The following is a 25932-nucleotide window of genomic DNA, read 5'->3' as shown; positions in this document are numbered from 1 at the left end:
TAATCGTGCAGAGCACTAATCACAAAAAAAAGAAACACACATGGAACAACGTTTTTACTCTACTTAAACCAAAGCGCTTACAGCTCTTTATTATCGCAACATGCACAATTCTAATTTACATAACCAGTATAGTCTTTCCACTATCCTTGCAAAAAGGCATCGATGCAGCTCTTGACGAAGACTCGAGCCAGTTCTACTGGATGCTCAGCCTCTCAATAGTTGCTTCTATAATTAAAATCACACTCAGTAACTGGCGACTTATTACAATCATAAATCTTGGTGCATATTTAGAGCTTTCCCTTTCAGGAAAATTCGTTAAAACGATTCTCTCTAGGGCCTATACCAAACAGCAACTTTCGCCCGGATGCATTTTGAATGCAACAAACCGGATCAGCCACATAAAGGACTTCACACTAAATACTGCACCACAGACATTTTTAGAAGTAGGCCAAGCCGTAATATCCTTCATTCTTATTTTCCATTTCAGCCCAACCATTGCAATACTAACCGCCGCAATTTTAGCGTTCAGCACTCTACCCTTAAGAATCCGCTCATCCAACCTGCCCCACCGGCTTCAAGAGTACAACATTCAAGAAAACAAAAAGCAGAACACTGTTTGTTCAATAGCTTTCACCCTAAAGCAAATAAAATATCATGCTCTGGAGAGCTTTATATATAGAAAAGCACTACATCGCCTTAAAAACACAACAGCTTCGCTACGCACGCTTCTAAAAGTTAGTAGCACCATCCAATTATGGGGATCATTAACTTCTCGCACACTAACTTTCATAGTTTTTGTTTCTGGTTGCCTCTCTGTAAAATCAAACAATTTGACAATTGGGGAGTTCATGATTATTCAGCTCTTGGTCAGCAGGCTAAGCACATTACTTTGTAGCACTAGCGATTTGTTTAGCAAATACCAGGAAGCAAAGACGGCTCTTGATAACATGGAGTTCTTTAACCAAATACCAGCCGAAAACTCCCTTTCCACCTCGGACACCAAAGCTGAGGAGAATAAAATTTTCGCAACCTTCAATCTCACCTCTCAACATCCAAATGGCAATAACGCACTTCAAAACATCAACTTCGAATTAAACAGCTCTGGCCTAATTGTATTCGCTGGTGTTAGTGGCTCAGGCAAATCAACACTGGCCCACACACTTATGGGCTTAAGTGGATATTCAACAGGTGAAATTTATTATTTTGGAGAAAATATCACCACACTAAACATCAGAGGTGTCCGGAGGGACATTAGTGTTACAGATCAAGATAATTATATTTTTTCAGGGACACTGAGAGAGAATCTGTGCTGTGGAAGGACAATCACAAATTCACAAATTTTTCACACACTTGATTGCGTTGGACTTACATCCTTCGTAGAAACCCTACCCGAAAGCCTAGATTTTTTTATCGATGAAAATGGGCGAGAGCTTTCAGGTGGGCAAAAACAAAAAATCTGTCTAGCACGTGCTTTTTTAAAGGACAGCAAGTGCTACATCCTAGACGAACCAACTTCAGCATTAGACAGTGAAGCAACCTCCAGAATCTCTAGTGCCTTGACCGCCCTAAGCAAGACACATCTAATTATTTGCATCACGCATGATCCCGGACTAATGAAAAAAGCCAATAAAATATTCTTTATCACTAAGGGGTCCATCATTGCATCCGGACATCACACTGAATTGATGAGCTTATGCTCTGACTACAAAAAAATGTACACCACCTCCAAAAATAGTATTTACTCCTAGCCCCTTCACAAGCGGGCTTTAATCATTCCCATATAATCTAGCACCAGTGTTTTATAAGTCACTTAGGGCAATTCAAAATACTGCTATTAAGCATGTTCAATAACGTTATTTTGATTTGCCTTTCGGTAACTTTTCCTACATACAAAATCACCTGTTGCCACTTATTACATCCCCCCCTAACATCCCCGTCCAACGGGCACAGCGGAGCTGTCCATCAACACCCGAATTCAAGGAACCAGAATGACCCAGCGCATCCACCGCAGCATCGACCTGCCCCTTCGCACCGGCCTGAACCGCGACGAATTGTGGGACGCCCACGACAAGGGCCTGATCAAATGCTGGGAAGTCGGCCGCCAGCGCGCCGCCCGCTTTCCCGACCTCGCCCGACAATGCCGCGCCGACGAACTCCCGGTGCTGGGCTGGAAAGGGGGCGTCAGCCGCAGCCTGAAAAAGCTCGAGAAGTACGGCTCGCTCAAATACCTCGCCCAATGGCAGGGCTTGCGCGGGGAGGATCTGGATGTGGATTTAAGTGAAGAGCGGGTGCTGACCTGTTCGCACACAAAAATGGTGGTGACCTTTACACCGGATCGGGCGAAGTACTTCAATCAGGTGGCGGAATCCGTTGAATAGCGGGGCCCGCTGTCCGATCGTTTCGGTGTTGATTCACGTTGCCGACTGGCGCGCCGCCACCGAGTGGTATGCCCGAGCCTTCACCGACGCCATTCGGATTCATCCTGAAACCGACGATTACGGCCACCTCGATGTCGGCGGCGTTGCACTGGAAATCGTCCAGGCCGATGACAAGGTCAGCAGTGGTCCGGCAGGATCGGTGGTGTATTGGTCCGTTTCGAACCTGAAAACCGAAATCGCCAGACTGGCCGTGATCGGTGCAACGCTGTATCGAGGGCCGCTGGAGATCGAGGGCGGCGACTGGATCTGCCAGGTGCGCGACCCTTGGGGCAATTGCATCGGCCTCAGGCAAACGGGCTGAACGCCCTCAAGGCGCTACTGGATCTGCTGCAACACTGACGGAAAAACGCTCGCGATAGGCCTGCGGCGTCACGCCCATGGCCCGTAGAAAATTGCGGCGCAGGGTTTCCTCGCTGCCGAAGCCGCATTGCACGGCCACCCGTTTGATCGGCACGCCGGTGTCGCTGAGCAGGCGCCGCGCGGTCTCGACGCGGATCAATTCGATGGCCCGGGCCGGGGTCTGGCCGGTGTCGGCGCGGTAGTGGCGTACAAAGCTGCGTTCGCTCATGCCGGCCTGCAGGGCCAGGGTGGGGATGCCGAGGTCCCTGGTGAGGTTTTCGCTGATCCAGGCATGAAGATCGTCGAAACGGTTGCCTTCTTTCTGCAAGGACAGGGTCACGCTGAATTGCGACTGGCCACCGGGGCGCTTGAGGAACACCACCAGTTGCCGGGCGACTTCCAGGGCCATGCTGCGGCCGAGGTCTTCTTCGACCATGGCCAGCGCCAGGTCGATGCCGGCGGTGACCCCCGCCGAGGTCCAGACCGGGCCGTCGTTGATGAAGATCGGATTGGGCTCGACCTGCAACTGCGGGTGCTCCTGCGCCAGTTGCTCGCAGCGGGTCCAATGGGTGACCACGCGACGGCCGTCGAGCCAGCCGCTGGCCGCCAGCAAAAACGCCCCGGTGCACACCGAGGAAACCCGCCGGCACTGCGCCCCATGTTCACGGACCCAGTTCACCAGCGACTGATCCTGCGCTGCCGCGTAGACACCCCAGCCCCCGGCGATGATCAGGGTGTCGCTGCCCTGACCGGGCAAGGGCTCGGCCAACAACGCCAACCCCGCCGATGACATCACCGCCCCGCCGCCACTGGCAATCACCGACGGCGCATAAGGGGCGGGCGACCCTTGCTGGCGGGCGATGTCATTGGCCGAGGCGAATACCTGCAACGGCCCGGTCACATCGAGCAGCTGCACATTGGCGAACGCGAGCACGTGAATGGTCTTGGGCATTTTTGGCGTAATTCGTGGGGTGATTGGCGTATGCGCCAAATCCTAAGCGTCTACAGTGAAGTCGTCCACCCACTTCAGGAGAAAAACACCATGACCTTGCAGATCGGCTTTCTGTTGTTCCCACAGGTGCAGCAACTCGACCTGACGGGCCCTTACGACGTATTGGCCTCGCTGCCGGATGTGAAGGTGCATCTGATCTGGAAGGACCTGATGCCCGTCACCGCCAGCACCGGGCTGGTGCTCAAGCCGACCGTCACCTACGACGACTGCCCGGCGCTGGACGTGATCTGTGTGCCCGGTGGCAGCGGTGTCGGGCCCTTGATGGAAGACGACCAGACCCTTGACTTCATCAGGGCCCAGGCCGCCCAGGCGCGTTACGTCACTTCGGTGTGCACCGGCGCGCTGGTACTGGGCGCGGCGGGATTGCTCAAGGGTAAACGCGCCACTACTCACTGGGCCTATCACGAGTTGCTGGCGCCGCTGGGAGCGATTGCGGTGCAGGACCGGGTGGTGCGTGACGGCAATCTGTTGACCGGTGGCGGGATCACCGCGGGCATCGATTTCGCCCTGACCCTGGCGGCGGAATTGTTCGACCGGGACACCGCCGAGCTGGTGCAATTGCAGCTGGAATACGCACCAGCCCCGCCCTTCCTCGCCGGCAGCCCGGAAACGGCGCCCGCCAGCGTCGTGCAGGAGGCCCGCAAGCGCGCTGCCCCGTCGTTGAAGGTGCGTGGGGAAATTACCGAGCGTGCCGCCGCGAAGCTCGAACGCTGATCGCTAAACCTGTAGGCGCGAGCAGGCTCGCGAGGGTGGCTAACGATGACGCGGGGTGTCTGACTTGGCGCGTCAGCGTTAACGACCATCGCGAGCAGGCTCGCTCCTACAGGGTTTTGCATCGAGCCAATGATTTTCATACGCCCATAAAAAAACCCGCCGAAGCGGGTTCTTCCAAGACCATTACGACTCCCTGTCGTCAGCATTCCCTGCATATGGCCGATCATCCATGATCCTGAGCACTCCTGTGCGTCAGTGGATGGGTGCAGATTACGCACGGGATCCAATTTGTAACAGAAGATATAGCTACCATCGCGTGTAAGACATTCGCTATAGCCTATCTTCCAAAAAACTCTGAATGCCTCAGGCAGTGAGCCCGGATGCTGCCAATTTCGCGGTTTGGGATCCACTCACCTTCCAACACTGCAACCACGGCGAGCAGAGGCTGCCGTCAGTCATTCTCACGCTCGCGGGCCTTGGCGCTTTCGACGAGAAAATGTTCAAGCCTGCCCAGTTGCTCCTCCCAGCCACGGCTGTCCATGTAATACGCCTCTTTCTGGCGGATGTCTGGAATGTGCGCGAAACCCGACTCGGACACCGTGAGCAGCGTGCCGTCCTCATAGTCTGCCAACTGGAATTTGACCAAGGTGGTGGGCTCTTGCGAATAGTCGATCTTCGGGTTCACGGCGTAAGGGTGCCAGCGAAAGGAAAACAACTGCTGCGGCTCGACCCGTTCGACCAGCACATTCCACAACACATGTTCATAACCGGGATACGTGACCTGCCCCTGCGTCCACTCGCCGGCAATAAAACGCCTGCCTTCGAGCGCCACGCCGAACCATTGACCGAACGCCTCGGCATCGACCAAGGCCCGCCAGACATGGGAGCGCGTCGACTTGAGCATTATTTTGCGTTCAAAACTATTGGGAACTGGTTTCATACGTCACCTCCTGTAATGAACAACAGTAGGCCTCTAAGACCACATGTCCAGCCCGAAAGTTGTATCAGATGGGTGTCAGCGGTCGTAATCGCAGGGTTTGCATCGCGCTACACTGCCTCTCAACTTTCTCTGTCACAGCGAGTTACCCCATGTATCCACGCCTTCTCCTGGCATTGACGCCTTTGCTGCTCACCCCTCTGGCCCATGCAGTGGACTGCGACAACGCCGCCGACCAGGCCACGATGAACCAGTGTGCGTCGCAGCAGTACGCGGCGGCGGACAAGGAGTTGAATGCGCTGTACCAGCAGATCACGGCAAGGCTCAAGGGCAACCCCGACAGCAAGAAACTGCTGGTGGGTGCGCAGCGGTCGTGGGTGGCGTTTCGGGATGCCGAGTGCAAGTTTTCGGCGTCGGGGGTGGAAGGCGGGAGTGTTTATCCGTTGATCTATGGCAACTGCGTGACGGAGCTGACCAAGGCGCGGGTGGAGACGTTCAAGACCTACTTGAAATGCCAGGAGGGGGATTTGGGGTGCCCGGTGCCGGGGGTTTGATTCTGTGTTGTCTTTGAGGCCCTCTTCGCGGGCAAGCCCGCTCCCACAGGTTTCGTGTCGCACACAGCACCTGTGGGAGCGGGCTTGCCCGCGAAAGCGTCAGATCAATCGCCACCTTTACCGCACAAAAATCTGCGCCGTGGTAATCGCCATGTCCCCGCCCGGCAACTTGATGTTGCCGATCTGCTTCAGGCTGTCGGCATCGAAGATCGCCACATCGTTGAATGTCCCGGCCAGGTAGATCTTGCTGCCATCCTTGTTGAAGGAAATGCAGTAGTAGGAGTGATCGAGCGTCGCCGCCTGCAGCATCTTTTTCTCCTTGATGTCGTACTTGGCCAGGCGGTTGAGCACGCCGAACATCAGGTTCGGGTCCTTGGGCGAACGCATGCCGCTGAAGTAGATTTCCGTCAGGGGCCCGAAGTCAGTGGTTTCGGTCTTGCCGGTCTTCAGGTCGACGCTGAACAGGCCATACAGGTAGTCGGCAGTGGCCGGGTCCTGTTTCTTGTCCTTGAACTTCGCGGTGGTGTAGAGCAGCGAGAAGTCATGCCGATAGGTCTGCTGGTTCCACACGTAGAGCACGTCTGGCGCGGCGTAGTTCGCGCGTTTCCAGTGACGGCTGGGGATCAGCACGTCGAACTTGCCGGTTTGCACATTGACCTTGTAGATATCCGCCCCCGCCACGTACAGCGTGCCGTCGTCACCGCTCTGCATGATGGTCAGCTGGCGCGGCGCCGGGAAACTGCGCACCGGCCTGGCGTCCATGCCGCCATCGGTCTTGTACACATCGAGCCGGGGTTGCTGCACTTCGTAGCGATCGTTGAGCATCAACGTCGGGTTGGCGATGGTGAACAGTTCCTTGCCGTCATGACTGAGGGTGAAGGCGAACATCGACTTGGCCTTTTCCCCCGGTTTCTGGGTAATGCTGGCGTGGAACACCTGTTTGCAGCTGTCCAGTTCGACGCCGTAGACATCCGCATAGTGATTGTTCAGCACATAGGCGGTCTTGCGGTCCGGCGACAGTTGCACGGTGCCGGGGCCGAAGGCGTCGGGCATCTTGCAGGTCTTGAACACGGTGTCGGTGGCCAGGTCGATCACGTGCAGGTTGTTCGGGTAGTTGGTGGTCAACATGTACTCGTGACCGGCTTGCAACGCGGTGTTCTCGTCAGCCAGAACCGTGAACGACAAGGTGCTCAGGACCGCGAACGCGGCCAGGCCGCAGGCTTTTAGATTGGGCATGCTGGAATCCTTCTTGTTATCTGATCACTTGTCTTTGGGGAAGACAGTGCCAAGGTTTCGCCAGTTGTCGTTGGACGCCTGGGCATCCTTGTTCCAGTCCGGGTAGGTGCTCATCATGTCCGGCACCTGGGCCGGCCACCAGCAAGGGTCCGAGCAGCCATACAGGTCGGCTTCCATCGGCTGGCACAACGACGACACACCGCCAAACGCATCGATTTCCCAACCCGGGTCGGTGGTCGAGGCACAGCCCGCCACGGAACTCATGGCCACCACTTCTTCGATGCGGTTCTCGTCCGCGGCCTGATCCAGCTTCAACGCTTTGTTATTGATTGCCTTGAGATGTTTCATATCAGTGAGCCTTGCGCGGAGTGATGTAGCTGCTGATGAACGCAGGGTTATGGGCCATGATCCGGGTGTAGACCTCGATGCCGAAGTCGACCCAGTCACGCATCAGTTCGCAGTAGTGATAGGTCGGGTGCGTCGGGTCGCCGTAGCGGGCGTAGCTCTCGTGGTAGCAGCCGCCGGAGCACAGGTTACGGATCTGGCAGTCTTCGCAGCCGGTGTTGGTGCGGTCCAGGCGCTGGGACAGGAAGTCGTTCAACTCCACCTGTTTCACACCGCTGTGGACGTTGCCGAAGGTCGGCAGGCTCGAACCGGTGAACCGATGGCACAGGTTCAACTCGCCCTTGTGGTCCACCGCCAGCATCTTCAGGCCCGCGCCGCATGGCAGGGCTTTTTTGTGGCCTTCGTGGATGTCGGTGATCAACTGGTGCAGGTTGGAGAAGCCGATGTTGCGGTGCTCCAGCGCCGCTTCCAGATAACGGCGACCGAGGGCCTTCATGTTGGCAAAGACCTGCACCAGTTCGTCGCTGGTGAGGTTGAAGCTGCTGATGTCGCCGGAGGTCACCGGGGCAAAGCCGACTTCGGCGAAACCCAGTTCGTTGAACAGGTGATCCCAGATGGTTTCGACGTCGGTGACGCCGGTGGTCAGGGTCACCCGCGCACCGACCGGACGGCTGTTGTAGCGTGACAGCAGCATCTCGGCCTTGCGCCGCACCACGTCGTAGGTGCCCTGCCCGCCCACAGTGATGCGGTTGCGGTCGTGCACGGTTTTCGGCCCGTCGATGCTCACCGACAGCCCGAAACGGTGGGCGTTGAGGTAGTCCACGGTCTCTTCGGTGAGCAGCGTGGCGTTGGTGGTCATGACGAATTCGACGAACTTGCCGGCCTCGCGGAAACGCTTCTCACAGTAGTCGACCATGTACTCGATCAGCTTGCGATTGCTCAGCGGTTCGCCGCCGAAGAACACCACGGTGAAACGCTCTTCGTCCGGCGATTCGCGCAGCAGCATTTCGACGGACGCGATGGCGGTTTCCACGTCCATCTTCTTGCCGGCCGACGGCTTGTCGAGGTCTTCCTTGTAGCAGTAGGTGCAGCTCAGGTTGCAGCCGGTGTTGACGTTGAGCACCACGGTATTGATCGCCGTGCGCTCGACCCGTTTGGTGGCGATGTCCGGGGTCAGTGGCGAGCCGTCGCTGACCAGTTCCAGGGCCATCAGTTCGCGCAGGGTCTCGGTGATTTCTTCGCCGTTGAAGCGCGCGGCCAGACGCTGGATCAGGTCGTCCGAGGAACAGCCCGGGCCACGCAAGGTATCGATGATGGTGCCCGTCAGTTCATCGCTGGCGAACAGCGAACTGCTGGGGATGTGGAACAGCATGCGGTCGGCATCGACCTGCACTTCGTGCAGGTTACGCTCGACCAGATTCAAAATTGCGCCCATGGCAAACCTCCTGTGCAGGCCCCGCTTGGCGGGGCTTGCGGTCATTCCGAAAAGTGTCTGAATCGCTGACGATCAGCCCAACTCATGGAATGGGTGGATTGTTCCAGCGTTGCACGGTCACGATCATGTGGCCTTCGCCGATCAGGGATTTCCCTGCGTCGTCGACGGCGGCGATCACCTTGAGGTTGCCGGCATTGTTGGTGGACATTTTGCGCGCCGGGTTCGGCCCGGCATCGCCCGGAGTGAAGACGCCCGCATCGGCCTGCATGGTGCCGGCGAACTTGACGTCTTCGTCCTCCTTGGCACGATCATCGAAGGCCTCGACCTTCCACTGCGCCGGGAACACGCCGATGCGATACGGCTTGCCATCGGCGCCCTTGCCCCAGGCTTCGGCGTCGAAACGGCCCTGGACTTTCGGCGTCGAACCACCGCCCTCGCCGATCCGCGCCACGGAGAATTCAGGCACGACTTTGACCTCGGCAATCTTGCTGTAGACCGACAGGCTCGGGCCTTTCAGGGCGCCGACGGTGACTGCGCGCATACCCGGTTGGGCGTTGGCGGCTGCCTTGAGTTTGACTTTGATCTGTTCCGGGCTCTGCGAGACGATTTCCACCACTTCCACGCCCTTGCCGAAGTTCGGCTTGCCGGTCAGGCCGCTGCCGATCAGGGTGACTTCGGTTTCGCTGCCGGCCTTGAGGTAGCCCGGTTGCACCGCCAACAAGCGGCTGGAGCCCTGCTTGGCGGCAACGAAGTCCAGCCCCCGCTCATCATGCTCGGCCTCGAACATCCGGCCCTGCATGGCGTTGCCCTGGGCGGCGAACACCTGGCGCAAGGTCACGCCATCGATGGTCACGTTGCCGCGCCATTCGTAGCCGGTGTAGAGAATCGCGCTGCCGTCGCCGTTGAACGGCGAACCGTCGGCGTATTGGCCTTTGACGCTGACCTTGAAGGTGTCGTTGCCGTCGGCGGCCACGCTCATCACACCGGCCAGTTCGCCTTTGCCCGGCATGTGGCCGCTGAAGCTCCAGTCACCCACCAGTGCCTCGCTTTTCGGCGCGGTGCCCAGCCATTTTTTCCAGGCCGGGTTGTCCAGCGCATAACGCTTGGCCAGCAGCGGCACCATCTCTTTGCGGGCCAGGTCAAACCAGTCGCGGTCGCGGGACAGCGCCTGGTACTCCAGCGACGGCCACTGGCCGAGGTGGAAGTTCACCAGGCGCTCCCATTCCTGGGCCGGACGCCGTTGCAGGGCGACCCGCGCACCGGAGTGGCAGCGGCCGCACATCTGGCTGACCTGGTCGTCGAATGTTTCGACGGTGTTGAGCCGGCGCTCCATGGCATAACGCACGCCGTCGGTTTCGCTCGGTGCCAGGCCCTGGGTATCGGCCAGGTACTTGACCAGCGTCCGGCGGTCTTCATCGCTGATTTGCAGACCGTGCATGGTCTGCATGCGCGCGATACTCATCAGCCAGCCTTCCGGCGTCTTGCGCTGATGGCTGATGCGGCTCAGGGCGTTATCGGCTTCGGGGGTGTGACAGCCCTGACAGGTTTCCTTGAGGATGGTCTGGGCGTCGCGGGCTGCCAGGCTGTCAGGCGAATGCAGCGCCACACAAGCGGCCACGGCCAGCAGACTGGCACTCAGGCCTGATCGGAGTTTTCTCTTCATCAACGTCGAACCTCGCACGGTGCTTTCTTATTTTTGTGGCTTATCGTTTTCTGGGTTTCTGCCGTCGGCGGCGGGCTGCTGACGGAGGCAAGAGAAACGTCTGCGATGAGCAATACACGGAGCGTGCCAGCTTACGAATACTTCAATGAATCAATGGGTTGTGAGTAATCAGCGGGGTTTTGACGTGGACGTTAACGGCATTCCACGTTTAATTTCGCGACAACTGTTGCAACCTGAGACTGTAGGAGCGAGCAAGCTCGCGATGGTCGTCAACGATAATGAGGGTATTCAGACAGCCCACGTTATCGTTGGCCACCATCGCGAGCTTGCTCGCTCCTACAGAGTAGTGCGCCAGTCTCACGTCGTCGCAATTTGCGACGATTGTCCACGCTGGGGGATTGCTCAAAACCTCCGTAAAACCCGCCATATCGGGCCCTCGCAGCACAAATCCACAACTGGCACAGCCATTGCGAAAGACCTCGGCACACGAACAAGACGAGGTTTCAACATGTCGCTCCCAAACCTGCTTCCTGCCACTTCGGCCTTTATCCAGCGCGCCCCGCGCATGCTCATCGGCGGCGACTGGGTCGAGGCCGCCGACGGCCAGACCATGCCCCTGCACAACCCGGCCACCGGTGAAATGCTGTGCGTGGTGCCCAGGGCCACGCCGGACGATGTCGACCGCGCCGTGCTTGCTGCCCGCCGAGCGTTCGACGATTCGGCCTGGACCCGCACCCGCCCCCGTGAGCGGCAGAACCTGTTGTGGAAACTCGCCGACCTGATGCAGCGCGATGCCGAACTGCTGGCGCAGCTGGAATGCCTGAACAACGGCAAAAGCGCCGCCGTCGCCCAGGTGATGGACGTGCAACTGTCCATCGACTTCCTGCGTTACATGGCCGGCTGGGCTACCAAGATTGAAGGCACCACCGTCGATGTCTCGGCGCCGTTGATGCCCCACGACCAGTTCCACAGTTTCATCCGTCGCGAAGCGGTGGGCGTGGTCGGTGCCATCGTCGCCTGGAACTTCCCGCTGCTGCTGGCCTGCTGGAAACTCGGCCCGGCCCTGGCCACCGGTTGCACCGTGGTGCTCAAGCCCGCCGACGAAACCCCGCTGACCGCGCTCAAACTCGCCGAGCTGGTACTGGAAGCGGGCTACCCCGAAGGCGTGTTCAACGTCGTCACCGGCACCGGCATCACCGCAGGTTCCGCCCTGACCCACAACCCGTTGGTGGACAAGTTAACCTTCACCGGCTCCACCGCCGTGGGCAAGCAGATCGGCAAGATCGCCATGGATTCGATGACCCGGGTCACCCTGGAACTGGGCGGCAAATCGCCGACCATCGTCATGGCCGACGCCGACCTGCCAAGCGCCGCCGCCGGTGCCGCCAGCGCGATCTTCTTCAACCAGGGCCAGGTTTGCTGCGCCGGCTCGCGCCTGTACGTGCAGCGCAAACATTTCGACAATGTGGTGGCGGACATCAGCGACATCGCCAACGCCATGAAACTCGGCAACGGCCTGGACCCTAGCGTCGAGATGGGGCCGCTGATCTCCGCCCGCCAACAGGAGCGGGTCTACGGCTATATCGAGAAGGGCCGGGAAAGCGGCGCGACCATCGCTTGCGGTGGCGAGCAGTTCGGGCCGGGATTTTTCGTCAAGCCGACGGTGATCGTCGACGTCGATCAGAAGCACTCGCTGGTCCAGGAAGAAATCTTCGGCCCGGTGCTGGTGGCGATTCCGTTCGATGACGAAGCCGAGGCACTGCGCCTGGCCAACGACAGCCCGTACGGCTTGGGTGCGAGCATCTGGTCCAACGACCTGGCGGCGGTGCACCGGATGATTCCACGCATCAAGTCCGGCTCGGTGTGGGTCAACTGCCACAGCGCCCTGGACCCGGCGCTGCCGTTTGGCGGCTACAAGATGTCGGGGGTGGGAAGAGAGATGGGGTATGCGGCGATCGAGCATTACACCGAGTTGAAGTCGGTGTTGATCAAGCTTTAATCAGCGGCGTTCTCCAGGCCGCCTTCGCGAGCAAGCCCGCTCCCACAGAGTTTTATGGTGAAGATTAACTTCGGCATCACAAAAACCTCTGTGTGCGGGCTTGCCTATAATTGGGTCAGTTCAGACATCAATGAGGATCATGTCCATTTCGGCAATGATCAACTGCCGCAACCTGCTGGTCCGGCGTTGACATTCGACAGGTAGAGATGTGGCGGGAAATGGGGAACTCGACTAATAAGAACCACGCCGACTCTAAGTAAGTATTGATCGAAACTTATGAAATAGTCTTAGGAGATTGCAGCACCTTTCAAACGATTACTCTGAGACCGCCAAAATTTTCTTGCTCTTCTTACTGGTAGTAAATAACAAAATGAAAGAGACTATGGCTAATACTCCCCAACCATAAGCAAAAGTTCCAAGACTGTCTTTCGAAAGACCAATAATTGGAGGCACCAATACTACGGAAACTTGATTAGCTGTCATTGCCATTCCGAGCGCGAAGCCCTTTCGCTCAACTGGAGCGATTTCGGCAATATAAGCCACCCAAGGGCCATACCACCCATATGCAAAAAATCCGGTCAGAATCATGAGTAAACTCACGACAATCAGATTTTTGGTTTCCAATAGTGGTAAAAGCACTAAGACCACACTGACTGCGCCTAAACAAGTCAACACCGGGTAGTACCTCCCAGCCTTGCAGCGGTCGCTCCACGCTGCAAGTATTATTCTCCCAGCCACACCTGAGCCAAGTACTACAAAAAACATTGTTGTAGCAACTAAACTATCAAGTCCAAGCGATGTATGAAGGTACAAGACAAGAAAGACTGAGATCGCGTACTGGGAAGCCGTAAGACTGGCACCCGACAACATGATATTTCTCATCGAGGGCTCTTTTGCCATCGCTAGCCGTGATGAAATCGCCAACCTTAAATTTATTGCTTGTTTTTTGGAGATTCTATGAGTTCTTGGAGGCCTATATAACATCATAAAAACAACCGCACCAATCAACGCAATTATCCCACCTGCCAAGAAAGCTGCCTGAACCGAAAATCGAATAGCAATATACGGAAGAATCAGTGTCGCCAAGGCGCCACCAAGTGGTAAGCCTGCCTGCCGAATACCCATGGCAAATCCTAACTTATCACCTGCAAACCAATTAGATACCGATTTGCTTCCCCCAGGCTGGGCCGTACTATACCCAAGACCTAAAACTGCAAGACATATCAACAACTCAATATAGGAATTAGCCACAGCTGCTGCGCACAATGCAACTCCAACGATCACGGTTCCTCCCCCCACAACGAACCGCTCACTGTGTCTGTCCAACAACTCACCAGCAACCAAAAGTCCAGCAAGTGGTATCAACTGTGCTGCTGAAACCAGCACGCCTATCTGCCAGTTGCTAAGAGACATTTCAGCTTGAACATTTAGCGCAATAGATCCGAACCCCTGCACAAAGAAACAAGCACACGCCTGAGCAAAAGTAGCGACAGCTAGAATGACCCACCGATAGTGCTTGGAAAAAAAGCTCATACGTATAGCTCCACTTTCAACAGAACATAACAACAATGCCCTACCACAACAACACCACACACGAAAGCCCAGTTAGACTGAAACATCCATCAGCTTTAAAGGCTATTAACAAACAGAAGAGATCCAACGAAGATGAGACTTTCTATAAAAAACAGAAACGACTAACAAAAACCGTTCATCGAGAAGACCTGGTGATATTTAACAGCATCAGACTCCCTAGTATAGGTAGCAACTTTAGATACTTCATCAATAGAATCAGACGTTATATCAGTTGATGCAACCACCTGCAAAGCAACTTTTCTAGCGGAATGAATCCAATTATCAGCAGCTGGGAATACTCTCCGCAGACCATCGATCAACAGAGGGAAATGAGTGCAACCTAAAACAACTGTATCAATGGACAACCGCTGCTCTTCCGTAAGATACAAACAAATCAACTCTTCAAAATCTTCAAAACTCACCTCTCCTCCCGCCAACATCTCCTCCGCTAGTGTTACAAGCGTTTGAGTTGCAATCGGCCATACTGCTGCATTGACCCTGGATCTGGCTATAGATTGGATGACATGATTACTTTTTAGTGTTCCAGCAGTTGCAAGAAAAGCAATACACTTGGTCTTGGAAGCATCAACAGCTTCATTTATTTGTGGCGTGACCAAGAAGCATTTATGCCTTAGATTTTCGGCACCATGATCTACTATCGCAACTGATGCGGTATTACATGCTACAACTATCGCCTCTGGTTCAACTTTCGTACATAGTCCATCCAACAGTTTTTCGACCCGCTGAACAACATCAGCTCCTGTTTTGCTACCGTAGGGAAACCAAGCGTTGTCTGCCAGATATAGGATATTTGCATTTGGAATCAACTTCTCAAGCTCACGCACAACTGTCAAGCCACCTACGCCTGAATCAACAACAACGATTGGACGTTTAGACTTGAGCATTTGCATCTCATCAAACCTGGATCCATTTCCAAGCCACAACTTTGGAGTATTTGACAACGGTGAATTCATGGCAGTTCCCTTATGCATTTATGGCACGAGTTTTTATCGAGTTTCGCATTTCACGCGACTTTCGTAAACTAGAAGCAAACACTACTCTTGCCAACCAACGAGCTCCGTCGCCATAGTTCGCTTTGAATGACTCTCGCGCATGCACGCAACGGTAATTATCTATGAATATACAGTCTGTTGCTTCGAGAATGACCGTCATGCGATTCTCAGCAAAATAATTCAGCAGTTTTTTTAAAGCTTGCAATTCGATACCATGATATTCATCAATGTTTAACGCGGCCGCATTGATTTTTACGTATGGCGTATCCCTATGACCAAATAGGATTGACTGTGAGGCTTCCTCCACGATGTCAGACGTGCTATGGATTGGATTGTGAGGAATCCTGAAGCGAGGTTCAAACAAAACTTGTTTTTCTTCAGCGCTAAGCTTGATCCCATCTATGCACGAAATTGTGGTTGAAGCACGTTCATCATTACGCATACAGACGAGCCCCAAGTACTCTGCTCGTGCGGGGTGAAAAGCATCCTCAACATGAAACCCAAAATCCAGGGCAGACCCACTGCTCGAATTTGGAACACTACTCAACTCTTCCAACGGAATAATATTGTTATAAAGACTCCCGCCACGCTGCGAAGTAAACCCAACTCCTTCACCCAGCAATGCCCCATACAAACCATGCAATATTTTTGCGTCATTCAGACAGTACTCTTCATCTAACTCAATATATCTTGAGGGGCTTGGCCCCGCGCCGTCGCCAAGCACTGGATTGCCGGACACCAAAAGCGCTGCCGGTTCTTCACTTCGCTTGAAATCATAAAATTCCTGACGAATTCTTCGGGGTAACTCCTGAGCATAAAGCCCCGCTTTCTCCATGAAAACGTACTGATTTGTCATCGCAGGAACTTCAATTATTTCGTCAAGCAAACCACGAACCTGTTGGCATTCCTTTTCACTAAGAATTAATTTTTTTATAGTAGTTGCCATAAAGCCTTCCAGTCCATTTATGATATAAAAATTGTATTTCACTAAAAATCACTTGCAACTTTATAAAACGTTAGCCACAGACATCGGCACTTATTTAAAACCTGTAAAATTAAATAACGTCTTACTTAGTTAGTCAACACTTTCACCTGTAGGTTATTTCCGATTTTCTGGCAGGAAGAAAGATGTTTGCAGACTGTGTTTCAACGCACTGATTATCACCCTAAATAAGCGCGTCGTTTTATGCTGGATATGTTCGCTTTAGGGCCGGCTGGAGGTCGCCATTCCGTTCGATGACGAAGCCGAGGCGCTGCGCCTGGCCAACGACAGCCCGTACGGCTTGGGTGCGAGCATCTGGTCCAACGACCTGGCGGCGGTGCACCGGATGATTCCACGCATCAAGTCCGGCTCGGTGTGGGTCAACTGCCACAGCGCCCTGGACCCGGCGCTGCCGTTTGGCGGCTACAAGATGTCGGGGGTGGGAAGAGAGATGGGGTATGCGGCGATCGAGCATTACACCGAGTTGAAGTCGGTGTTGATCAAGCTTTAATCAGCGGCGATCTCCAGGCCGCCTTCGCGAGCAAGCCCGCTCCCACAGGGGGAACGCCTTCCAATGTGGGAGCGGGCTTGCTCGCGAAGAGGCCAGTTGTGCCAACACAAATGTCAGGGCTTGAATCCCTGAGCCAACAACCAACTCCTGACCATCCTCCCCTGCTCCACCGTCAGCCCCGCCAGTACATGCTCGGCAGGTTCGGCCCGCAACCGCCGCACCAACGGCGCCAGCTCAACCCCCTGCACATGCCAGATCCCCAACGGCTGATCCGTCGTGATCACCACCTCGGCTTCATCGACAAACCCGTCGCGCAGCACCGGTGCCCGCTCGATCCGCAGCGCACTGAAATCCGCCTCGGCATGGGCGACCTCGGCATCCGGCCATTGCCGTCGCGCCTGCCAGAACGGCTGATCCGGCCAACGTTGCTCATCGGTATAAAAATCCCGGCCAATGCGCGCAAACCGCAGGAACAACTGCTCCACCCGTTGCTGGTGAAAACGCCGGGCCAGGGCCGCTCGCTCGGGTTTACGCAACAGGGTGTTGATCACCGTCGGCGCCTGCAAGGCCGAAGACAGGGATTGAAAGATGCCATTGCCCGACAGCGGATCGACCGCCATCGCCGCATCGCCCACCCGAATCCAGTTGTCGCCGCACACCTGCGGGCTGAGGATCGCCGTGCTGCTGCGGGCGTGCAGTTGCAAATCGTGCTCAAGTTCGCCGGCGAAAAATGCCCGGGCCACCGCCGATTCATGACGCCGCTGGCGGCAGTAGTCGAGCAACTGCGCCTTGCCCGGCAACCCGGCGCTGGCCACGTCCACCGTCCATTGCCAGTAACACTGGCCGTCGGCCCGTCGCGCCATCCAGGCCCAGCCGTCTTCCAGGCTCTCCACGGCGCTGGCGGTATTACCCGACGGACCTTGCCAGCGATTGAGCAGGCTGACCGTCTCCGGCCCGCGCAGGCCCTTGCCGATAGCGGGTGCCTGACGACCGCGTGCCTCCACCAGGAAGTCTGCCGTCAACGACTCGCCCCCGTCGATTTCGATTCGATGGCCGCTCGCGCCAGCCTGAACCGAGAGCACCCGGCCTTCGATCAGTTCGACACCCGCCAATCGCAGGTCTTCACGCAACCCTCGATCGAAGGTCGGGCGGTCCAGCAGAAATTCGACGTTTTGCGCGTGTTGCTGGCCGTTCCAGTTGACCTGCCGCTGGGACGGCAACGTGGCTTGCGAGAGCGCCTGGTGCAGACCGGCGCCGCGCAATGCCTCAAGCACCCGCAGGGAAACCCCTTCCAGCGCGGCAAAGCGGCGCCACTCGCTGACCAGCGTGACCGTGTAACCCAGCCGCCGCAGCCCCAGGGCCACCGCCGCGCCGGCTGGCCCGGCGCCCAGAATCACAACGGTCGTCATGGCCCGGATCGCCGTTCAGGGCCGCGATATCGCGCGTGCTGCCGCAAATACTCGATGACCTGTTCGTTGCTCGCCTCGGGGTTGGCCACCAGGAACGCCGCCATGTGCCCACTCAACGCCGCGCAGCCGAGGCTCGCGCCCGACTGCCCCGGATACGTGCCGTGCACGCACGCGGCGAAATCCGCCTGGGCACTGTTGAGCCACGACCATTCAAGTTCGGCACAGCGCGCATCGCCGGTCACCCGCAGCACCTGTGGATAATTGGCCGGGTACACCCCTTCGCCCTGGGCCGGGCTGGACGCGCACAACAACACGCCCCGTTCTACCGCCGCCGCACACGCGGCCCGCAACAGGCTGCGATCCTGGCGCAAACCGAGGCTCAAATTGATCAGGCGCACGTCTTGCGCCACCAGCCAGTCAATCGCCGTGGCGATCTGCAAGGCGCTGGTGACGCCGCGCTGGTCAAACACCTGTCCCACGCAAAACAGCGCCGACGGCGCACGGCGGCCGATGGCTTCGATCACCGCGCTGCCATGGCCCAGTGGATCGTCACGCAAATCACTTTCAACCAAGCCATCTTCCACCAGCGAAAAACGCCGCCCGGCGATCACTTGAACCCGTTGCGCCGCCGAGTGCCCGCTGTCCACCACACCGATTCGCAGCTCAGGCTTCATGCAGCACCGTTTTGGAAATCAATACGCCGTCGAGCAGTTCAAAGCGCAGGTCGGCATCGGCCAGGGTCGAGGGGCGGTGGCTGATGAGGATGCGCGTGCGCCCGGCGAACAGGCGGTCGATGGCCTCGATCACTTCGCGCTCGGTGGCTTCGTCCACCGCCGAGGTGGCTTCGTCGAGCACCAGGATCAAGGGGTCCTGCAACAGCGCCCGGGCAATGGCAATGCGTTGCTTCTGCCCGCCGGACAACTGCTGGCCGCGCTCGCCCAGCGGACTGTCGAGGCCTTCGGGCAACGACGCGATCAGGCTATCGAGCTGCGCCAGCCGCGCCACTTCGGCAATCGCTTCGCGACTGGCGTCGGGCACCGCATAGGCCAGGTTGTCGGCCAGGCTGCCGCGGAACAGCACGATATCCTGGCTGACCACGGCGATACGTCGACGCAACTGGAACAGGTCCAGCTCGCGCACATCCACTTCGCCCAACAGCACCCGGCCTGATTGCGGGTCGTGGTGGCGTTGCAGCAGGTCGATCAGGGTCGATTTGCCGACGCCGGAGCCACCGCTCAGCGCGACTTTCAAACCGTAGGGAATGCGGGCCTCGATGCCGCGCAGGGTGGTCGAGCGACCGGGATGGCTGAAGTGCACGTCGTCGAAACGCAGTTCGCCCGAGGTCGGTATCGGCTGCGGCGCGGCGGGCGACAGTACCGTCGGCTGTTCGCCGCGCAGCTCCATCACCCGACCGAGGCTGACGGTCATGCGCTGAATCGCGACATAAAGCCCGAGCAAGCTCTGAACCGGGCCCACGGCCATGCCCAGGTAAGTGGAAAACGCAATCAGCGCGCCCAGCTGCCAGGTGCCCTGCACCACCCAGTAACCGCCGATCAGAAACGCGCAAGCGCGGGACAGCGAGGTCAAGGTGCCCGGTACGGCCTGGGTGAAAAACTCGGTGACTTGCAGGCGCAGCAACTGGCTCATGTAGCCCTGGCCCAGGGTTTCCAGGCGCCGTGCTTCGCGCTGTTGCTGGCCGGCGGACTGGATGAACTTCATCACCGGCAGGGTCTCGACCATGAACGACGACATGTCCGCCGAGCGTTCGCGCAACTGCCGCACATCGCGTTCGACCTTGCGCCGCATCCAGCGCAGCCAGAGCACGTCGAGGGGGATCAGCACCAGCGCCAGCAGCGACAGCTTCCACGACAGGGTCAGCAGCATCGCCACGGCCACCACCAGGCCGATCACGCTGGACACCGCCGAGAACAGCGAATCCACGGCAAAGCGCTGGATCTCGGCCACGTCGCCATCGAGCCGCGACATCAGGTCGCCGATGCGCCGCTGGCCGTAGAAGCTCGGTGACAAGGTCTGCAAGTGCCGATAGAGGTCGTCGCGCAGGGCAAACAGCATCCGCCCGGACAGCCGCGTGTGCAGGTATCGATTGATTCCCGACAGTGCCGTACCCAGCAACCCGGCGACGATCATCAACCCGGCGATCAGCACCAGCATCGGGAAGTTGCGCGCGAGCAGGCCGTCATCAATCAGCAGTTTGGTCAGCCAGGGTTGCACCAGCACCAAGGCCGATGCGCAGACCGACAGCCCCAACAACCCGGAAATCGCCAGCCGATGGGGCCGCACAAAGCTGTAGAGCCAACGCAGCGCCGCTTGCAGGGCTTCGGGGTTCTGGCTGTCGATCAGCCGAACGATCAGGCGCTGCATCACGAACGCAACTGTTTGAGCTTGCGATACAGGGTCGCGCGGCTGATACCCAGGGCGTCCGCGGCGGCCGAGACGTTGCCCTGATGGTTGTCCAGGGACTGGCGGATCATCTCCAGTTCGTTTTCGCGAATGCTGCCAGCCTGGGGACGCTCGGTCGCGGTCAACTCGTCGAGCATGCTGTCGGGCAAGTGATCGAGCGTGAGCACGGTTTCCCCCGGTTCGCGCATGGCTAATGCGGTGCGCAGGACCATCTCCAGCTGGCGGATGTTGCCCGGCCAGTGATAGTTGCCGAGCAGGCGGTTGAGGTCGTCATGCAGCACCACGGCCGGCGCATCGAGCCGGGCGAGCAGGCGGCCGACCAGCGCGGTGAAATCCTCGCGCTCGCGCAGGGCCGGCAGCATCACGCTGATGCCGTTGACGCGGTAGAACAGGTCTTCGCGAAAGTGCTTGTCTTCCACCAGGCGCTTGAGGTCGCGGTGGGTGGCGCAGATCAGCGCGACGTCAATGTCCTGTTCTTCGCCGGCGCCCAGCGGTGCGACCTTGCGGTCCTGCAACACCCGTAGCAATCGGGCTTGCAGGGCCAGCGGCATGTCGCCGATTTCATCGAGAAACAGGGTGCCGCCGTGGGCCTGTTGCAAACGCCCGACCATGCCGCCCCGGCGCGAACCGGTGAACGCGCCTTCGCGGTAGCCGAACAGCTCGGACTCGATCAGGCCTTCGGGAATGGCCGCGCAATTGACCGCGACGAAAGGTTTGTCACAACGGCTGCCGGCCATGTGCAGGGCCCGGGCGATGACTTCCTTGCCGGTACCGGTTTCGCCCAGCAGCAACACCGGCAATTGGTTGGCCAGCCCTTGCCGGGCCATGCGCAGGGCGCGGGCATAACGGACGTTACTGCCCGCCAGGGATTCGAGGTCCGGTGGTGCCTTGGTGGTCTTCGCCGTGGTGCGGGGTGGTGTAGTGACATTGAGGCTTCGCTGTGGCGCGCGCAGGGTTTTGTAGAAGAACTCACCCTTGGCGGTCTGCAGACTGCCGGTGCCGCCCTGGTGCAGGCGAGCCAGGAGTTGCAGGCCATCGACGCCCAGAAACTCTTCGCAACGCCGACCGACCAGCGCCAAACGCTCGGCATGCAGCAACTGGCAGGCCTGGGCACTGACCGCGAGGATCTGCCCGCCGAGGCTCACCGCCAGCAGGCCTTGCCACGGGGATTCCAGGTATTGGCGACGGCTGTGGAAAGCCAGGACGATTTCGTCCCGATAGCTGGCGTTGAACACCCGGCTTTCGATCTGGCTGACCGCCATGGCCAGCAGCGCCGTACTGTCGTGGGCGCGGCCCAGCGGGCCTTCGCGGGTCAGGTCGAGTACGCCGAGGATGTCGCCTTGCGGGCAATGGATCGGCACCGAGGTGCAGGAAAAATCACTCAAGCGATCGAGGTAATGTTCACCGCAATCGATCAGGGTGGGTCGGGCTTCGACCAGCGCCGTGCCCAGGGCGTTGGTGCCGCGAGCGGCTTCGCTCCAGCAGGCGCCCAGGGTGATGTCTTGCAGGCCGCTGCCCTTGAGGCGGTCGGCGCGCCCCTCGACGGCGAGGATGGTGGCGTCGGAGTTGGCGAGGATGATCAGGCCTTCCTTGCCCTGGCGTTCGGCCAGGTAATCGATGGCCGGCAGCGCGGCGTCGATCAGCAGGCGATTGCTCGCCAGCAGCACGTCCAGGCTGGCGCTCGATTCCAGTGCCAGCTCATGCTTGGCATTGAAATGCACGCCATGGCTGAGGCTGCGGCGCCACGAAGCATCGATTTCCGCACGCAGGACGCCGTCCGGCACTTCGCCTTCCAGGTGCAGTTTTTCCCGGGCCAACCGGGCTTCGCGGTGCAGTTTGGGGGAGTTTGTTTTTATTAGCGTCATCAAGCGCTCCGGGTCGTCCGCCCTGCGCCTTGATACATCGGCGCCCTGGAGCAATCTTTACGTTAACGTCAGGGCGATGGCAAGTGCCTTACAGCGCTTGTGTTCCGGCAGGCGGATTGCGTTGTCGTTCTTCGCGAGCAAGCCCCCACAGTGGACCCGGTTGAACCGTGGATTTGCGGTCGGCGCCTTGCCTGCTCGCGAAGCGTTGATGATTCAGACGTGAGGATCAGAGGGCGCCTTGCCCGGCGCCGCGTACTGCGGCTTCAGGTGACCGTCCTGGTCGAGTAGCCAGGCGTCCATGATCTGCCGGACCACGGGGCCGGCGACGCGGCCACCCGCCTCGCCGTTTTCGATCATTACCGAAATCACAATTTTAGGGTGTTCAGCCGGGGCAAATCCGACGAACAAGGCATTGTCGCGATTGCGCTCGCGGGTTTTCTCCCGGTTGTAGCGCTCGCCCTGTTTGATCGCCACCACTTGCGCGGTGCCGCTTTTGCCGGCGATGCGGTACTGCGCGCCCGCCGCCGCGGCCCTGGCGATACCGCGAGCATCGTGCATCACCATCTGCATGCCATGGTTGACCTGCTCCCAGTCACGCTGATCCTTGAGCAGGATGTTCGGCATTGGGTGCTCATCCACCGGTGCGACGCCGTCCACGGTCTGCGCCAGGTGCGGGCGATTCCACACCCCTTTGTTGGCAATCAGCGCCGTGGCCTGGGCCAGTTGCAGCGGCGTGACCTGCATGTAGCCCTGGCCGATGCCGAGGATCACCGTCTCACCGGGGAACCAGGGCTGGCGGCGCGTGGCGCGTTTCCAGGCCTGGGAGGGCATCAGGCCTGCGGACTCTTCGTTCATGTCCAGGGACACCTTCTCACCCAGGCCGAACATCGCCATGTAATCGTGCAAGCGATCGATACCCAGCTTGTGGGCCAGGTCGTAGAAGTAGGTGTCGTTGGAGCGCATGATCGCCGCGTCCATGTCCACCCAGCCATCGCCGCTGTGGTTCCAGTTGCGATATTTGTGATCGAAATCCGGAAGTTGGTAGTAACCCGGATCGAACACCCGGGTCTGCGGCGTGACGACACCGGCGTCCAGACCGGCAATCGCCACTTCCGGCTTGATGGTCGAACCGGGCGCGTAGAGTCCGCGCAGCACGCGGTTGAACAGCGGCCGGTCGATCGAATCATGCAGCGCCGCGTATTCCTTGAAGCTAATGCCGGTCACGAACAGGTTCGGGTCGAAGCTGGGCTTGCTGACCATGGCCAGCACCTCACCGGTCGACGGATCAAGCGCGACCACGGAGCCACGGCGATCGCCCAGGGCTTGCTCGGCGGCTTCCTGAAGTTTGACGTCGAGGCTCAATACTATGTTTTTGCCAGGAACCGGGTCGGTGTGCTTAAGCACTCGCAGTACGCGGCCCTGGGCGTTGGTTTCGACTTCCTCGTAACCGACATGGCCATGCAATTGCGACTCGTAGAATTTTTCGATGCCGGTCTTGCCAATGGATTGGGTGCCGCGGTACTCGACCGAATCGAGAGCCTTGGATTCCTTCTCGTTGATCCGTCCGACGTAGCCAATCGAATGAGCGAAGTGCTCGGCCAATGGGTAATGGCGGACGAACTGCGGCTCGACATCGATGCCCGGCAAACGGAACTCGTTGACCGCCAGTATCGCGATCTGTTCTTCACTCAACTCATAGAACAGCGTTACGGGAACGAAGGGATGGCGCGCCTGTTTCATGGCCTTGTCGAACAGCGTGCGATCTTCGGCTGGCAGGTGCAGCAGGTTGACCACCTCGTCCAGTTCTTCTTGGACATCGGTTGCGCGTTCGCGGGTGATGGTCAGGTTGAAACTGGGCCGGTTGTCCGCGAGCACCACGCCATTACGGTCATAAATCAGGCCACGGGTGGGCGTGATCGGCAGCACGTGGACGCGGTTGTTTTCAGAAATCGTCGAGTGATAGTCGAATTCAACGACTTGTAGGATGTACATGCGCACCACCAGCGCGCAGGTGATGGCGACGACGAGCAAGGCGCAGGCCATGAGTCTTTTGTTGACCAGGCGCGTCTCTTTTTCGTGGTCCTTGATCGGTATCGGTTCAGGCATTTCCAGGGCAACTCTTTGAAAAAGCGGTGCCGATCCGTGGGCGTCAACGCAGTCCGTTAAAAAACGAGCTGCACCTTATCAAAAACTGCCTGTTCACTTTGATGCGTTTCCCCCAATGGCGGTCGTGGCGGGGTGAAGAGTTTTTCATCTTGGTGGCAGACTCGTGCGTTTCACTCAAGATTGATATTCCGATTCATGCATTTTTCTTGCTGATCCTGCTGTTGATACTGGGTGCATGTCATTGGGTTTGAGTTTTTCAGGAGTCTTTACATGCATCCACGATTTCAACGATTACTGGGTTCGAACGGGTTTTCCATTGGCCTTGAACTGCCGCTGGATAATGATTGGTCCAGCGACGGTCAGCGGCGGCGGGTTGCCGAAAGCCGGCCCTTTGGTGTGCCTGATCTGAAGCAACACGCGGCCCTGGCCCGCCTGGCCGATCAGTCGGGTTTCAGTGCGCTGTGGGTTCGCGACGTCCCTGTGTACGACCCTCACTTCGGTGATGCCGCGCAAGTGTTCGAAACCTTTTCCTACCTGGGGTATCTGGCCGGCATCACCCACAACATCATGCTGGGTACGGCGGCGGTTGTACTCCCGTTACGCCAGCCTTGGCTGACCCTCAAGTCGGCCAACAGTGTCGACGAACTGAGTGACGGGCGCCTGTTGCTGGGCGTGGCCAGCGGTGACCGTCCGATGGAGTATCCGTTGTTCAATGTGGATTACGATCAGCGCGGCGACAGCTTCCGCGATACCGTTGAACTGCTGCGCAGCCAGGGCGAGGGCCGCCTGCCCGAAGGAGCACGCCTGTTGCCCGAGCGTGAGCAGCCGGCTCCGTTACTGGTAGCGGGCCTTGGCCAGCAATCTCCAGCGTGGATTGGTCAACACATGGACGGCTGGCTCGCCTACCCCGGTACGCCGGACGAACATCGTCGTCGAGTGGGGCTGTGGCGTGAAGTAGGTGGCAACAAACCCTACATCAGTTTTGTTCATCTGGATCTGGCGGCCAACCCCCATGCCCCGATGCGTCGTGTTCGCTTCGGTGGATGCTGCGGGCGATTGGCGTTGATTGATGAACTGCAGGCGTTGCGTGAGGCGGGTGTACAGCACGTAGGATTGCATCTGCGTCGCAGTGAGCGACCTATCGCAGAGACTATTCAGGAGATTGCGGAATACGTTTTGCCAAAGTTTCACTGAAGGAGACTGCCGGAACCAGGGATAGCCCTTAGGCTGTCCCTTTCTTTACGCCACTTTTTCGCAGGCAAAAACAAAACCCCAACTGCTTTCGCAATTGGGGTTTCGGAATTTAATCTTGACGATGACCTACTCTCACATGGGGAAACCCCACACTACCATCGGCGATGCATCGTTTCACTTCTGAGTT

The 25932-nt window shown here is 58.0% G+C and carries 21 protein-coding genes and 1 pseudogene; 8 read left to right on the top strand and 14 right to left on the bottom strand.

The features are described from left to right. Window positions 1-5: 5 nt before the first annotated feature. The 3 genes from F8N66_RS00110 (at window position 6) to F8N66_RS00100 (ending at window position 2739) form a co-directional block, all read left to right on the top strand. A complete protein-coding gene (locus F8N66_RS00110) occupies window positions 6-1748 on the top strand; it encodes an ABC transporter ATP-binding protein (protein WP_150768247.1) in 1743 nt (580 codons plus the stop codon). Between the two features lie 240 nt (window positions 1749-1988). Then, on the top strand, window positions 1989-2378 hold the full coding sequence (locus tag F8N66_RS00105; protein WP_150768246.1) for a hypothetical protein: 390 nt from the start codon (window positions 1989-1991) through the stop codon (window positions 2376-2378). 25 nt (window positions 2379-2403) lie between these two features. Further along, window positions 2404-2739: a VOC family protein gene (locus tag F8N66_RS00100; RefSeq protein WP_224790417.1), complete on the top strand. Its 336-nt coding sequence runs from the start codon at window positions 2404-2406 to the stop codon at window positions 2737-2739. Between the two features lie 6 nt (window positions 2740-2745). On the opposite strand, the gene F8N66_RS00095 is transcribed toward F8N66_RS00100, so the two are convergent. Continuing rightward, on the bottom strand, window positions 2746-3729 hold the full coding sequence (locus F8N66_RS00095; RefSeq protein WP_150768244.1) for a GlxA family transcriptional regulator: 984 nt from the start codon (window positions 3727-3729) through the stop codon (window positions 2746-2748). A 90-nt stretch (window positions 3730-3819) separates the two neighbouring features. Between F8N66_RS00095 and inhA the strand changes: the two genes are divergently transcribed. Further along, window positions 3820-4503, top strand: coding sequence for an isonitrile hydratase (gene inhA, locus F8N66_RS00090; protein WP_150769197.1), 684 nt, complete (start codon window positions 3820-3822; stop codon window positions 4501-4503). Between the two features lie 451 nt (window positions 4504-4954). On the opposite strand, the gene F8N66_RS00085 is transcribed toward inhA, so the two are convergent. Continuing rightward, on the bottom strand, window positions 4955-5443 hold the full coding sequence (locus tag F8N66_RS00085; protein WP_150768243.1) for an SRPBCC family protein: 489 nt from the start codon (window positions 5441-5443) through the stop codon (window positions 4955-4957). Window positions 5444-5592: 149 nt separating this feature from the next. Between F8N66_RS00085 and F8N66_RS00080 the strand changes: the two genes are divergently transcribed. Further along, window positions 5593-5994: a lysozyme inhibitor LprI family protein gene (locus tag F8N66_RS00080; protein ID WP_150768242.1), complete on the top strand. Its 402-nt coding sequence runs from the start codon at window positions 5593-5595 to the stop codon at window positions 5992-5994. Between the two features lie 117 nt (window positions 5995-6111). Here F8N66_RS00080 and peaD read toward each other — a convergent pair whose 3' ends face one another. The 4 genes from peaD to peaA form a co-directional block, all read right to left on the bottom strand. Continuing rightward, window positions 6112-7230: a quinohemoprotein amine dehydrogenase subunit beta gene (gene peaD, locus F8N66_RS00075; RefSeq protein ID WP_150768241.1), complete on the bottom strand. Its 1119-nt coding sequence runs from the start codon at window positions 7228-7230 to the stop codon at window positions 6112-6114. Window positions 7231-7254: 24 nt separating this feature from the next. After that, window positions 7255-7578, bottom strand: coding sequence for a quinohemoprotein amine dehydrogenase subunit gamma (gene qhpC, locus F8N66_RS00070; protein WP_008016081.1), 324 nt, complete (start codon window positions 7576-7578; stop codon window positions 7255-7257). 1 nt (window position 7579) lies between these two features. Next, complete coding sequence (gene peaB, locus F8N66_RS00065) at window positions 7580-9010, bottom strand: quinohemoprotein amine dehydrogenase maturation protein (RefSeq protein WP_150768240.1); 1431 nt, start codon at window positions 9008-9010, stop codon at window positions 7580-7582. A gap of 82 nt (window positions 9011-9092) precedes the next feature. Next, entirely contained in the window at window positions 9093-10673 is a 1581-nt protein-coding gene (peaA, locus tag F8N66_RS00060) for a quinohemoprotein amine dehydrogenase subunit alpha (RefSeq protein WP_150768239.1), read from the bottom strand. A 508-nt stretch (window positions 10674-11181) separates the two neighbouring features. On the opposite strand from peaA, the gene F8N66_RS00055 reads away from it, so the two are divergent. After that, window positions 11182-12672: an aldehyde dehydrogenase family protein gene (locus tag F8N66_RS00055; RefSeq protein ID WP_150768238.1), complete on the top strand. Its 1491-nt coding sequence runs from the start codon at window positions 11182-11184 to the stop codon at window positions 12670-12672. A 315-nt stretch (window positions 12673-12987) separates the two neighbouring features. Here the strand turns inward: F8N66_RS00055 and F8N66_RS00050 are convergent, their stop codons facing one another. From F8N66_RS00050 to F8N66_RS00040, 3 genes are all read right to left on the bottom strand, one after another. Beyond that, complete coding sequence (locus F8N66_RS00050; RefSeq protein WP_150768237.1) at window positions 12988-14205, bottom strand: MFS transporter; 1218 nt, start codon at window positions 14203-14205, stop codon at window positions 12988-12990. 161 nt (window positions 14206-14366) lie between these two features. Continuing rightward, window positions 14367-15218 (bottom strand): glutamate racemase, encoded by an 852-nt coding sequence (gene murI / locus F8N66_RS00045; protein WP_150768236.1) that lies wholly within the window; start codon window positions 15216-15218, stop codon window positions 14367-14369. 10 nt (window positions 15219-15228) lie between these two features. Next, window positions 15229-16203 (bottom strand): TauD/TfdA family dioxygenase, encoded by a 975-nt coding sequence (locus F8N66_RS00040; protein WP_150768235.1) that lies wholly within the window; start codon window positions 16201-16203, stop codon window positions 15229-15231. A gap of 262 nt (window positions 16204-16465) precedes the next feature. Here F8N66_RS00040 and F8N66_RS00035 point away from each other — a divergent pair. Then, window positions 16466-16750, top strand: a pseudogene (locus tag F8N66_RS00035) (aldehyde dehydrogenase family protein); the annotation flags it as partial. Window positions 16751-16863: 113 nt separating this feature from the next. Here the strand turns inward: F8N66_RS00035 and F8N66_RS00030 are convergent. From F8N66_RS00030 to mrdA, 5 genes are all read right to left on the bottom strand, one after another. Next, the gene (locus F8N66_RS00030) at window positions 16864-18159 is read right to left on the bottom strand and encodes an NAD(P)/FAD-dependent oxidoreductase (RefSeq protein ID WP_150768234.1); all 1296 of its coding nucleotides are present in this window, start codon (window positions 18157-18159) and stop codon (window positions 16864-16866) included. Further along, window positions 18156-18833 (bottom strand): S8 family serine peptidase, encoded by a 678-nt coding sequence (locus F8N66_RS00025; protein ID WP_150768233.1) that lies wholly within the window; start codon window positions 18831-18833, stop codon window positions 18156-18158. Before F8N66_RS00025 ends, F8N66_RS00030 begins: the two co-directional genes overlap by 4 nt. Continuing rightward, complete coding sequence (locus tag F8N66_RS00020; protein WP_150768232.1) at window positions 18823-20541, bottom strand: ABC transporter ATP-binding protein; 1719 nt, start codon at window positions 20539-20541, stop codon at window positions 18823-18825. Before F8N66_RS00020 ends, F8N66_RS00025 begins: the two co-directional genes overlap by 11 nt. Continuing rightward, window positions 20541-22445, bottom strand: a complete 1905-nt coding sequence (locus F8N66_RS00015) for a sigma-54-dependent Fis family transcriptional regulator (RefSeq protein ID WP_150768231.1) — start codon at window positions 22443-22445, stop codon at window positions 20541-20543. The genes F8N66_RS00020 and F8N66_RS00015 overlap by 1 nt, the downstream gene beginning before the upstream one ends. Before the next feature lie 213 nt (window positions 22446-22658). After that, complete coding sequence (gene mrdA / locus F8N66_RS00010) at window positions 22659-24551, bottom strand: penicillin-binding protein 2 (RefSeq protein ID WP_150768230.1); 1893 nt, start codon at window positions 24549-24551, stop codon at window positions 22659-22661. 270 nt (window positions 24552-24821) lie between these two features. Between mrdA and F8N66_RS00005 the strand changes: the two genes are divergently transcribed. Next, on the top strand, window positions 24822-25745 hold the full coding sequence (locus F8N66_RS00005) for a TIGR03571 family LLM class oxidoreductase (RefSeq protein ID WP_150768229.1): 924 nt from the start codon (window positions 24822-24824) through the stop codon (window positions 25743-25745). Window positions 25746-25932 lie beyond the last annotated feature (187 nt).

The organism is Pseudomonas fluorescens (assembly GCF_902498195.1).
In the GTDB taxonomy this organism is placed as follows: Bacteria; Pseudomonadota; Gammaproteobacteria; order Pseudomonadales; family Pseudomonadaceae; genus Aquipseudomonas; species Aquipseudomonas fluorescens_BU.
Note: the sequence above shows the minus strand (reverse complement) of the source record. Positions and strands in the feature narration are given on the sequence as shown.